General features: G+C 68.6%; 12 protein-coding genes. All 12 read right to left on the bottom strand.

The window, feature by feature from the left end:
• Positions 1 to 13 precede the first annotated feature (13 nt).
• Genes ACFQQD_RS10850 through ACFQQD_RS10905 form a run of 12 tightly spaced genes read right to left on the bottom strand, consistent with a single transcriptional unit; the run spans position 14 to position 11,564 of the window.
• Complete coding sequence (locus ACFQQD_RS10850) at positions 14 to 1,939, bottom strand: cytochrome c oxidase assembly protein (RefSeq protein ID WP_378089158.1); 1,926 nt, start codon at positions 1,937 to 1,939, stop codon at positions 14 to 16.
• Positions 1,939 to 2,352 carry a hypothetical protein gene (locus tag ACFQQD_RS10855; RefSeq protein ID WP_378089160.1) on the bottom strand — a complete coding sequence of 138 codons (414 nt, stop codon included), beginning with the start codon at positions 2,350 to 2,352 and terminating at the stop codon, positions 1,939 to 1,941. Before ACFQQD_RS10855 ends, ACFQQD_RS10850 begins: the two co-directional genes overlap by 1 nt.
• A complete protein-coding gene (locus ACFQQD_RS10860) occupies positions 2,349 to 3,317 on the bottom strand; it encodes a cytochrome c-type biogenesis protein CcmH (protein WP_378089162.1) in 969 nt (322 codons plus the stop codon). The genes ACFQQD_RS10855 and ACFQQD_RS10860 overlap by 4 nt, the downstream gene beginning before the upstream one ends.
• Positions 3,269 to 3,793 carry a TlpA family protein disulfide reductase gene (locus ACFQQD_RS10865; RefSeq protein WP_378089164.1) on the bottom strand — a complete coding sequence of 175 codons (525 nt, stop codon included), beginning with the start codon at positions 3,791 to 3,793 and terminating at the stop codon, positions 3,269 to 3,271. Before ACFQQD_RS10865 ends, ACFQQD_RS10860 begins: the two co-directional genes overlap by 49 nt.
• Positions 3,793 to 5,766, bottom strand: a complete 1,974-nt coding sequence (locus tag ACFQQD_RS10870) for a cytochrome c-type biogenesis CcmF C-terminal domain-containing protein (protein ID WP_378089166.1) — start codon at positions 5,764 to 5,766, stop codon at positions 3,793 to 3,795. The genes ACFQQD_RS10865 and ACFQQD_RS10870 overlap by 1 nt, the downstream gene beginning before the upstream one ends.
• The gene (locus tag ACFQQD_RS10875) at positions 5,763 to 6,158 is read right to left on the bottom strand and encodes a cytochrome c maturation protein CcmE (RefSeq protein ID WP_378089168.1); all 396 of its coding nucleotides are present in this window, start codon (positions 6,156 to 6,158) and stop codon (positions 5,763 to 5,765) included. The genes ACFQQD_RS10870 and ACFQQD_RS10875 overlap by 4 nt, the downstream gene beginning before the upstream one ends.
• Positions 6,155 to 6,856, bottom strand: coding sequence for a cytochrome c biogenesis protein CcsA (gene ccsA, locus ACFQQD_RS10880; protein ID WP_378089170.1), 702 nt, complete (start codon positions 6,854 to 6,856; stop codon positions 6,155 to 6,157). The genes ACFQQD_RS10875 and ccsA overlap by 4 nt, the downstream gene beginning before the upstream one ends.
• Complete coding sequence (locus tag ACFQQD_RS10885) at positions 6,853 to 7,266, bottom strand: c-type cytochrome (protein WP_378089172.1); 414 nt, start codon at positions 7,264 to 7,266, stop codon at positions 6,853 to 6,855. Before ACFQQD_RS10885 ends, ccsA begins: the two co-directional genes overlap by 4 nt.
• A complete protein-coding gene (locus ACFQQD_RS10890; protein ID WP_378089174.1) occupies positions 7,266 to 7,634 on the bottom strand; it encodes a hypothetical protein in 369 nt (122 codons plus the stop codon). Before ACFQQD_RS10890 ends, ACFQQD_RS10885 begins: the two co-directional genes overlap by 1 nt.
• Before the next feature lies 1 nt (position 7,635).
• The gene (gene ctaD, locus ACFQQD_RS10895) at positions 7,636 to 10,146 is read right to left on the bottom strand and encodes a cytochrome c oxidase subunit I (RefSeq protein WP_378089177.1); all 2,511 of its coding nucleotides are present in this window, start codon (positions 10,144 to 10,146) and stop codon (positions 7,636 to 7,638) included.
• A gap of 3 nt (positions 10,147 to 10,149) precedes the next feature.
• Positions 10,150 to 11,253: a cytochrome c oxidase subunit II gene (gene coxB, locus ACFQQD_RS10900; protein ID WP_378089179.1), complete on the bottom strand. Its 1,104-nt coding sequence runs from the start codon at positions 11,251 to 11,253 to the stop codon at positions 10,150 to 10,152.
• Entirely contained in the window at positions 11,250 to 11,564 is a 315-nt protein-coding gene (locus tag ACFQQD_RS10905; protein ID WP_378089181.1) for a plastocyanin/azurin family copper-binding protein, read from the bottom strand. The genes coxB and ACFQQD_RS10905 overlap by 4 nt, the downstream gene beginning before the upstream one ends.
• Positions 11,565 to 11,649: the final 85 nt, after the last annotated feature.

Consider the following 11,649-nt stretch of genomic DNA (forward strand, 5'->3'; position numbering starts at 1 on the left):
GGTGCAGTCCAGCCTACAGCGGACTGAGTTGTTCCCCGGATTCGGAACGCTGCTGGTGCCTGCGCTGGGCCCGCTCTTCCTGGCCGGCCCAGCGGGCGGCCACGATCATGGCCAGGCTGACGGCCGGAATCTCGCCGATCGCCCAGGCGACCGCCCCGGCCAGCTGCTGGTCCGCCAGCGGGTCCACCCACGGCAGTCCCGTGCTGGTGAAGTAGTCAGCCGCCAGCAGGGTCGTGGCGCTGATCAGGAACAGTCCGAAGAACGTGTGGAACACCATTGACGGCAGTAGGAGCACCAATCGCACCGGATAGGGCGGACGCCGGGGGCCCGGGTCGGTACCGATGACCGCGTTGACGAACAGGTACCCGACGATGGTGAAGTGCACGATCATTGCCGTGTGCACGACGTGGTTGTCCAGGGCCAGCCCGAACAGCGGCGTGAAGTACACCACCGCCATCGAGAACACGACGTTCAGCGCCGCCACCGCGGGATGGGCCAGGAACATGGCCCACCGCGAGTGCAGCACCGTCAGCAGCAGTTCTCGCGGACCGGCGGTTCCGTCCTGACGCCGCGGCAGGGCCCGCAGGGCGAGCGAGACGGGAGCGCCCATGACGAGAAAGATCGGCAACACGGAGATCAACAGCATGTGCTGGAGCATGTGCACACTGAACTGCGCAATCCCGTACGCTCCGGGACCGCCGTTGAGGACCCAGACCATCAGCAGCATGCCCACCAGCCAGCTGATGATCCTGGAGGTGGGCCAGTCATCTCCGCGCCGCCGGAGTCGCAGCACCCAGCACAGGTAGACCCAGGCGCCGGCCCCGGTCAGGAACAGAAAGAGCGGATCCACGCTCCATTGCGTGATGATCCCGCTGAACCACGGTGGCGGCAGACTGAGCAGTTCGGCGTTCTCCACGGCTCTGGCCTGCGGCACCGGCGGAACCGAGGAGCCCAGGGCCACCGAGACGCCCACGACCGCGGCCATGATGAGGGTCTCGACGACGATCAGCCGGAAGAACGGACCGCGGTGCCGTCCTGAGCTGCGGCCCAGCAACGGCACTGTGGCGCGCCGGTGACACCAGCCGGCCACTGCGAGGAGAGCGAAAGCCAGGACTTTGAGCACCAGCAGTTGTCCCCAGAGAGAGGAGAACAGCTCTTGGGGGCTGGCGACGCGGATCCAGGCGTTGACCGCTCCGGAGAAGACGACCATGGCGACCGCCCAGCCGGCGACCGTCGAATAGCGGCCGGCCGCCACCGAGAGACCGTCCGTGGTGCCGGCCAGGGCCACGGCGAACACGATCAGACCCCCGGCCCACCAGCCGATGCTCAACAGGTGCAGCCACATCGCGGAGACGGCCAGCTCGTGGTTGCTGGCGCTGCCGGCGTGACCCAGTCCGGCGCTGGGGATCATGGCCACCCCGGCCGCGATCGTGGCCCATCGGGCGCGCACCGGCGTCGTCGCCAGCACGGCCAGCACGGCCGTCACCCCCGTCAGCACGACTGCCCAGGCCAGCAGGGTGCCCAGTTCGATTCCGCTGACGAACTCCACCAGCAGCCCGGGATACCCGGGACCGCCGAGGGGCGACCCCATCATCGAGCCGTGGGACAGCGGCAGGTGCAGCGCCTGGAACAGTGCCCAGGCGATGGCGGACATCGCACTGAAGGACGAAGCGCGGTGCCAGGCCGGGGTGCCACCGGGCAGGACCACCGCGCACAGCATCAAGCCACCCAGGGTCAGCATCCCGGAGAGGTGAACGAGGACGGAGGTCACCGGCAGGCCCCAGCGCACCATCACCCCAGGGTCGAGCATGGCTCCGGGCGAGGCCGATCCGTTCAGCAAGACTCCGGTCACGGCCGTCGCGATCGCCACCGCGACGACGGTCGTCACCAGCACGGCACCGGAAACCGCCCGCCGTCGCCCCACCGCCGCGGTGCTCATCAGTCCTCCACCACGGCGATCCAGGTGTGCATCCCCTGCTCGTCATGGCCGGTGAGCGTGCACACCAGTTCCAGTTCTTCTCCCGCCACTGCCGTGATCGTCATGTCATGCCGTTGTCCGGGACCCAACACCGGTGATGCCCACGTCCCCTCCTCACCCTGAATCACGACGTCGTGGCGCGTGCCGCCGGTGTTCGTCACCTGCACGGTGACGGTCCCCGGGCTGAGCCGGACTCCGCCGGTCTCGATACTCCACTCGGTCAGGCCGAGCCGCAGCTCACTGACGGCCTGGCCGGTGTGCTGGCCGGCGTGCTGGCCGGCGTCGATCGGTTCGGTGGCACTGCAGGCCGTCAGGCCGACCAGACCGGCCATCAGGCCAACGCACAGACCAATGCTCAGGCACAGCTTTCTCACGAGCCGACCTCCGGAAGCTCAACGTCGGCATCGTGGGGTCTCAGCTCCTCGTAGCGCTGCAGCAGTTCGGCGGCACGCTCAGGCTCGTCCTCCCGGAGCAGGGCGCCGAGCAGCAGGACGCTGGCCGCATGACGGTCCTCGACGGAGACGGTCTCCTCCAGAACGTCGATGGCCCGGTCGACTTGAGCACTGCGCACCAAAGCGAAGGCGTAGCGGTAGCGTACGTCCGGGTTGAGCGGCTGTAGACGGACCGCGGCCTCGTACTCGTCCGCCGCTGCGGCCGGATCACCCGATTCCTCCAGGGCCGCGGCGAGGGCGAGGCGGCGCTGCAGATCTCCTGGCGCCTGATCGACCGCGTCCCGCAGCACAGCGATGGTGTCAATCGTGTCGGCTGCTCCGGCGTCGTGCCGTGGCTGTTCCCGAGCGACGCCCGAGGCCGAGACGGCCGGCTCGTTCTGCACGGTCAGCACCCAGACACCGGCGGTGGCACCCACCACGGCAACAGCCAGTGCCGGTCCGAGCCATCGGCGGTGGCGGGGCCGGCGATCATGGACCAGGAACACCACGGCGAGCGCCACCAGGATCAGCGGGATCCCCCACAGCAGCCACCCGTACCCGTTCCCCGGGGGTTCGAGCAGCACCTCGTCGCCGTAGCGCTCGGCGAACCAGGACCGCACTTCATCCGCCGATCGTCCCTGTTGCACCTGCTCCAGGACGATGTCCCGCATCGCGTCCGACAGCAGCGCCGAGGAATCAGCGATGCTCTCGCCCGCGCAGGTCGGGCACCGCAGACTCTGCGAGATCTGGCGGGCAGCCTCCTCGGGCGTGGTGGTCTGCGGCCGGGACAGGGCCGAGATCACCGCGATGACGGCGAACAGCCCGACGACGACCGGCACCAGCCAGCGCAGCGCCCGCTTCATGAGGTGTCCCCGCGAACGACCGGTTCGACCGTCGTCTCGATCCATGCGGCGTCCACCGCGCCGAACCGATGGGCCACGATGGTGCCGCTCCGGTCGACGACGAACGTCTGCGGCATCCCGCTCACACCCCAGTCGACGGCCATCCGGCCTTGCGCGTCCACAATGCTCGGGAACTGCACTCCGGTCTCCTCCACCAACGCGGCGGCCGCGTCCGGGCGGTCTCGGACGTTGAGGCCGAGCACGTGCAGTCCCTCATCGCCCAGCCGTTGACGGGCCTGGGCGAGCACCGGCATCTCGTCCCGGCACGGCCCGCACCACGAGGCCCAGGCGTTGACGATGACCACGTTCCCGGTCAGCTCGGCCAAGCTCCGCTGGTGACCCTGCAGATCCTCTCCAGACAGTTCGGGGGCCGGCCGCGGCCCGTCCGTCTCGACGTGGCAGCCGCTGACGAGCGATCCGAAACAGACCACCAGGCACACCGCCAAACACGCCCTCAGACGCGCACGCCTCCGTGGCTCCATCAGCGCACCCCCTCGGCAGGCACCGTCTCGGATTCACTCGACCGGACGATCGACCCAGGAGTCCTCCGCGCACCCCGCGGCCACCCGGCGACGACGGCACCGAGGACGATCAACCCCGCAGAGGCCCAGATCCACCCGACCAGCGGCGTGACGGCCAGCCGGAGAGTGGCCACCCCGTTCTCCTCGTCCACATCCAGCAGCGTCAGGTAGACGTCGCGGAGAGGGCCGGTGAGGATCTCGGGACCGGCCAGCATCGTGCGTTCGGCCTCATACCACCGCAGTTGAGGTTCGGCCACGGCCAAGAACCGCTCCCCCTCTCCGAGAGCCACCCTCGCGGTGGCCACCGTCCGGCGCCCCTCGTCGCTGCCATCCAGTCCGAGGACGGTCGCTGTCGTGGTGCCGGTGGTCACCGTGCCGCCGACCGGAACGCTGTCCTCGCTGACCGAACCCAGACCGCCGCCCAGCACCGCCACGGCCGCCACGGCCATGCCGGTATGGGAGATCCAGGATCCGATGGCCAGGCGATCACGGCGCTGACCACGGCCCTGACCAGTGCCCTGACCACGGCCCAGGCTGACCAGGATCAGGCTGGTCAGCGCGAAGGCGGCGATCCCCGAGGCCACGGCCAGCCAGATGTCGGCGAGGGCTAGTGCCACGCCACCCAACACGAGGGCTCCGACCACCGCCGGGATCCGGACGCGCCGCGCCAGAGTGCTCCAGTCGAGGCCCTGCAGCGGAATCCACGGGCCGAGGGCCATGGCCACCAGCAGGACCACGGCCATCGGCGCCAGGGTGCGGTGGTACCACGGTGGGCCGACCGAGAGACGCTCCCCCGTGACGGCCTCCAGGACCGAGGGCAACAGGGAGCCGACGATCACCACGAGCATCACGAGTACCAGCAACACGCGGTTCAAGCGCAATAGAGCCGCCCGCGAGATACCAGGAGGCTCTGGCGTCGGTGCCGGCCCCGGACGAGCGTGCCCGATGCGCATGCACACGGCCCAGCACGCCAGGGCGGTCAGCAGGATGACCAACAATGCTGGCCCCAGGGTGGAGGTGGTGAACGCGTGAATGCTCTCGACCACGCCGGATCGGGTGATGAAGGTGGCCAGCAGCACCACGATGAACCCCGCACCGGCCAATCCGGTGGCCCACACACGCCACCGTCCCACGCGGGCCCGCGGCGCCACCGTGTGCAGCAGGGCGGTGGCCGTCAGCCACGGCAGGAATGAGGCGTTCTCCACCGGATCCCAGGCCCAGTAGCCACCCCACCCCAGCACGGCGTAGGACCACCAGGCGCCCAGGACGATCCCGATGGTCAACAGAATCCAGGACATCAGCGTCCAGCGCCGGACGCGGTCGGCCCACGCGGCGTCCAGGCCTCCGGTGAGCAGACCACTGATGGACAGCGCATAGGGCACGGCCAGTCCGAGGAAGCCGCCATAGAGCAGCGGCGGATGGATCCCCATCGCCACGTGGTCCTGCAGCAGCGGGCTGGGGCGTGCGGCGATCTCGGCGTCCGGCACCGTGAACGGTGAGGCCATCAACGCCACGACGGCGAAGCACGCCACGGCCGCGCAGAGCACGGCTCCCACCACGGCGCGGGCCTGAGGAGACGCTGCCGAGTGGCCCCGCAGCGCCAGCACCGTCACGGCGGTCAGGATCAGCAGCCACAACAGCAGCGACCCCTCCAGAGCGGACCACAGGGCTGTGATGCGGTAGTAGACCGGCATTTGGTCCCCACCGACCTTGGCGACGTAGTTCAGCGTGGTGTCATGGATCGCCAGGGCCGTCACGACCATGGCGACCGCCAGTACGGTGCCGGCCAGGGCGGCAGTGGCTCCCGAGCGGCCGATTCGTTCAAGCGCGCGCTGACGACCGGTCGATGCCCGGGCCGCCCCGCCCCAGGCCAGTGTGCCGGCCAGCGATGCGGCCAGCACACAGGACAACAGCACGGTGCCCAGCATGCTCATGGGGCTCGGTACTCATTGGAGTGGCGCAGCACGATGGACTCGGCATTGATGGTGCCGTCGGGACCGACCGTCCCATCGACGACGGCGCCCTGGCCCTCGCGGACCACGTCCGGGAACCGGCCCGGATACCGCACCGAGACGTCGAGCGCCCCGTCGGTCATCACCAGCGAGGAACCGGTGCGCGCCTCCTCGACGGAGCCCTGGACCACCATCCCGCCCAGGCGCACCCCGTCACCCGGCTCCACGGTCCCCACGAGCTCGCTGGGCGTGCGGTAGTAGGAGATGCCGTCGTCGGCGGCTGCGACCCCCAGGCCGACCAGTCCGAGACAGGCCGCAGCGAGCACGCCCACGCGGAGCAGACGGGCACGGCGCGCGGAGAACTCCTGGCTCATCGCAGCGCCTCTGCGCGGACTGCCGGCTCGCGTTCGGGAGCTCGGTCGGGCTCAGGTGCCAGCGCGGTGGCCCGGGTGTCCACGGCCCAGACCGTCAACAGCGTGAAGGCCAGCGTCGTCGTCGCCAGCGCCAACAGCATGAGCGGATCGATCGGTGGGTCCACACTGGGAGCCAGGATCGTCGGCGGCTGGTGCAGAGTCCGGAACCACAGCACGGAGAAGTGCACCACCGGCACGGTGAGGAACCCGGCCACCCCGATCGCCGCGGGCACCCTGGACCCCTGCTCTCCCGGGGTCAGGCCCTCCACGCTCAGGTACACCACATAGACCAGCCCCATCGCGACCGTGCTGATGACCCGCGCATCCCAGGCCCACCAGGTTCCCCACGTCAGCGCGCCCCACAGGCTGCCGGTGGCCAGCGTGAGCGCGGTCAGCCCCACCCCGATCTCGGCAGCGGCCCGCGCGACCCGGCGGGAGGCGCCCGTCCGGCGGATCAGGTGCCACAGACTCGCCAGCAGCACCAGGGTGAAACACAGATAGGCGCTCCAGGCCGAGGGAACGTGCAGGTACATCAGCCGCTGGGCCTGTCCTTGGACGGCATCGGGTGGGGCGATGACCAGCGCCAGCGGAACGGCGATCACGGCGACGATCACGCCGGCTGCCAGGGTGTTCCGGTGCCGGTGGTTCCGGTGGTTCATTGGTCGTAGAGGAACGCGGCGATGTCCCGGGCGTCCTGCTCGGTCACGCCGAGGTTCGGCATCGCCGTGCCGGGTGAGATCTCTTGTGGGTTCTGTATCCATCGGATGAGCTCCTCGGGGCGGTTGGGCAGTTGGCCGGCGATGTAGGTCTTCTCGTCGAAGCCGGTCAGGTCGGGGCCGATCGACTCGGACGCGCTCTCCACGCCGGGAATGGTGTGGCACGAGGCGCAGCCGTGTTGAAGGATCGCCGCGCGTCCGGCCTCGGCGTCACCCTCCGGAACCGGGCCGGCGTCGGGCGCCGTCTCTGTGCTGTCCCCGCAGGCGGACAGCACCACGAGCGCCATGGCGGCGACGACTCCGGCCGCAGCGCGTCGGCACAGGGACTTTCCGGGCAGAACGTGACGGTTCATCAGCAGACCTCCAGGGCGAGCGGCGTCATCCCGATGAGCAGGATGCCGAAGGCGAACACGACGGCGAGGATGATCCCCGTCGTGCCGAGAAAGGTCGTCAGTGTCACGCCCGTGCTCCGTCCGGTGCGCAGCGTCCGTCCACTGACGAACCCGCTGGACACGGTGAGGGCCAACAGCACCGCGTTCATGACCAGCAGCGTGATCCACAGTCCCGTCTCCGGCGGAGGTGCACCGGCCGTCATCGACGCGGTGCAGGTGAAGTCCTGGACCATCCAGGACATTCCGAGGGAGATCAGCCAGGCGAGCGGGGGAACGAACAATCCAAGAATCGCCAGCCGCGTCGGGGCCTGCTGCGTCGTCGTCGTCATCTCACCTCACCACCACGGGCAGCAGGTCGGTGGTCACCCAGGTGATGATCCACCCGAGCAGCACGGCGATCCAGAGAATAGAGGAGTTCTGCAGCAACAGGGCCGGCCGGGAATCTCTGGCGTGTCTCACCCGGGACAACAGCGCCGCCACCGTGGCCCCGGCGGCGAACAGCACGGCTAATCCCAATGCCGCCAGCAGCAGCATGATCGAGGATCCGTAGGCGTGGGCGGTGGGGTCCACGCCGGCGCTCGCCCAGATCGCCAGGAGAAGGACGAGCACGATCGCAGCGGCCAGAACCGACAGGCCCCCTGCCATCAGGTGTTGCCGGCGAGCGACGGTGGCAATCCGGTCCTGATCCGGATAGTGGCGTGCACCCCAGCGGCAAGCGAAGAATCCCACCCCGGACACCACCCCGACGGCGGCCATGAGCAGTGGCGCTCCCAGGGTCTGGTCGGTCCAGCTGCCGGCGTTGACCTGGAGGAAGAAGGCGCTCAGGGCCATGGTGGAGATCCCCACCACCAGTGCTGCCGTGGCGGCCCAGGCTCCCCACCAGCCGATTGCCTGGGAGCCTCGAGCTTCGAAGGGGTAGCGACCGCCGATCGGTGCGGTGTCAGCCTCGTTGTTGTCCCGGTCCACCGCGCCGGACCAGCCCACGAGCCCGGCGATCACCACGAGAATGCCGATGATGCTGACCGCATAGACGCTGATCAACAGCCCGACGGCGATCAGCACGAACCCCGCAGCTGGCAGGATCGGCCAGAACGTCGGCTCGGCCAGCCGCATCGCGCCTTGGGGGGCGGCCGTCAGAACGCTGGTCAGCGGTGTGACACGGGCCGTGGCCGGCTGATGGTCGAAGGCGGCGACCATCTGATGCTGGGCGGGAGTGGGACGGCCTCCCAGATCCCACAGCGGATGGCGGTCGGTGACGATGGGGATCGTGGGCCAGTTCGACGACGGCGGCGGGGAGTCGATGCCCCATTCCAGGGTGTCTGCTCCCCAGGGGTCCGCCGGAGCCCTGGGCCCGCGACGCCAGGCGTACAACAGGGCCAGCGTCGAGATCAGCACACCGGAGGCCAGAATGAAGGCGCCGACGGTCGAGAGCAGATTCACCACGTCGACCCCGAGATACCGGTCGTAGGTGTAGACACGGCGCGGCATCCCCCACAGACCGGTCAGGTGCATGGGGAAGAAGGTGATGTGAAAGCCGCCGAAGATCAGCCAGAACGCCGTGAGTCCGGCGGTCCGGTTGACCAGGCGTCCGGTGAACTTCGGCCACCAGTGATACAGGGCGGCGAAGACGGGGAAGAGCAGTCCGCCGATGAGGACGTAGTGGAAGTGCGCCACCACGAAGTAGGTGTCGTGCACCTGCGAGTCGAAAGCCGCCGAGGCCACCATGACGCCGGTGATGCCGCCGGCCACGAAGGTGATGATGAAGCCGATGGCGAAGAGCATTGGCACGGTGAAGCGCGGCCGGCCCTGCCACAGTGTCGCGATCCAGGCGAACACCTGGACGCCGCTGGCGATGGTGATGGACATACTGGCGGCCGTGAAGAAGGAGAGGGTCAGCGGCGGCAGGCCGGTGACGTACATGTGGTGCACCCACAGACCTAGGCTCATGATCGCGGTGGTGATGACGGCCACCACCACGAAGGGGTAGGCGGCCAGCCGGTGATTGGAATGCACGGGGATGACGTGGCTGATGATGGCCGCTCCGGGCAGGAACATGACATAGACCTCCGGATGCCCGAAGATCCAGAACAGGTGCTGCCACAACAACGGATCCCCGCCGGCGGTCTGGTCGAAGAACACCGTGCCCACCGAGCGGTCGAGCTCCAGCAGCACCGAGGCCACGATCAACGGAATGAACGCCACCAGGATCAGCACCGCCACGGAGAGCATCGTCCAGGCCAGGATCGGCATCTTCTCCAGAGACATCCCTGGCGCGCGGGTCTTGAGCACGGAGACGATGATCTCGATGGCGGCGCCGACACCGGCGATCTCGGCCATCGTCAGGCCGTAGAGCCAGATGTCCATCGACTTGTCGGCGAACTCCGGTCCGCTGAGCGGCACGTAGGCGAACCAACCGGCGTCCGGCACCATGCCGACCAGGAAGCTGCTGTAGAGCAGCAGACCGCCGAATACGTAGCACCAGTAGTTGAAGACGTTGAACCGGGGGAACGGCATCTCCCGGGCACCGAGCTGCAGGGGCAGCAGGTACGTGGCGAGCCCTTCGAGGAACGGCACCGCGAAGAGGAACATCATCGTGGTGCCGTGCATGGTGAACAGCTCGTTGTAGCTCTCAGCACTGAGGAAATCGTTGTTCGGCTTCGCCAACTGCATGCGGATGAACATGGCCTCGATGCCGCCGATGAGGAAGAAGGCGAACGCCGTCACCATGTACCGCGTGCCCACGACCTTGTGCTGGACACTGCTGAACAGCCCACGCAACCCCGGGGGCTTGTCATAGATCCGGTCGAAGTCGGCCGTGCTGAGTGCCGTGTCCTGGGCCATGAACTACTCCAAGCTCTCCAGGTAGGCCAGCAGGGCCTGCAGCTCCTGACCTTCCAGATCGGTACCGGGCATCTCGTTTCCAGGCTTGATCGCCTGTGGGTCCACGATCCACGCCGCCAGGTCGCCTCGGGTGTTGGGCAGCGTTCCGGCCGCCAGGGTTTCACGGCTGGCCACGTGCGTCAGGTCCGGTGCGGCACGGCCTTGGGCCTCCGTGCCGGCGATGGTGTGGCAGTACACGCAGGACGAGGACATGAACACCTCCCGCCCCTGGGCCACGAGCTCATCCTCTTGCTGATCAGTCGGCTGATCAGTCGGCTGATCAGTCGGCTGGTCAGTCGGCTGGTCCGGGGGCTGCTGGGGTTCCTTCGCGGGTTCGGCCTGGGCGGCCAGCCATCCTTCGAATTCGGCCGGCTCATGGGCCACGACGACGAACCGCATCAGCGCGTGCTGCGCGCCGCAGTACTCCGCGCACTGCCCCCAGTATGTGCCCGGATGGGACGCCTCCAGCGTCATGGTGTTCGTACGGCCGGGGATCAGATCCGTCTTGCCACTGAGCTCGGGGACCCACAGGCTGTGCACGACGTCGTCCGAGGTCAGCTCCACCTGCACGGGTTCGTCCGTGGGGATGTGGATCTCGTTCGCGGTGATCACCCCGTGCTCTGGATACTCCACTTCCCACCAGAACTGGTGCCCGCGGACCGAGACGGTCGTCGCGGCCTGGTCCTGACCGTCCTCGGCGGCCTGGTCGGGATTGATGTCCTGCAACACCCACACGGACTGCGCCATGATGCCGACGACGATCGCCCCCGGAATCACCGCACCGGCCAGGGCCACGAACAAGGTGACCCGACCGCCGCTGCCCTCGCGCCGACGTCGCCGGATGAGGGTGGCCAGGGTCATGGCGACCACGATCACCCAGACGGCGCCGCCCACCCACAACATGGTCTGCCAGTGCACGTCGATGGCCTGAGCGCTGGGGCCGGCGGGGTTGACGGCCGACTGTTCCTCGTTGGCGACGGCGCAACCACTGAGCGCCGCCAATGAGACCACAGCGGCCACGGCGGCCAGCCGTGCCAGCACCGCGCGTCCTTCTCTGAATCGGCTCACGGATCCTCCACCCGGATCGTCCCCACCATCTGTTCCTCGCCGTGGTATTCGCACCAGTAGTAGTACTCCCCCTCCACCTCGACGACGTGAGCGAAGGTCTCGCCTTCCAGCAGGCGTCCCGAATCGAACGTCTCGGCACCCTGTGGCACGGGCTGTTGTTCGGGCAACATCGGTCCCCCACTGGTGACGGTGTGCGCGCGGGAATCGCTGTTGGTCCAGCGCACTTCGGTACCGGGTGCGACGACGAGCGTGGCCGGAGAGAAACCGGTCTCCGTGACCTCCACGACGGCGACCTCCGTCGATCCAGGCATCGCGCAGCTTCCCAAAACCAGTCCGCTCAGCCCAGCGACCACCACGAGGCGACCGATCGACACAGCGGCGCCGGGTACGGGCCCA

The sequence above is a fragment of the Citricoccus sp. GCM10030269 genome, assembly GCF_042665635.1.
Classification (GTDB): domain Bacteria; phylum Actinomycetota; class Actinomycetes; order Actinomycetales; family Micrococcaceae; genus Citricoccus.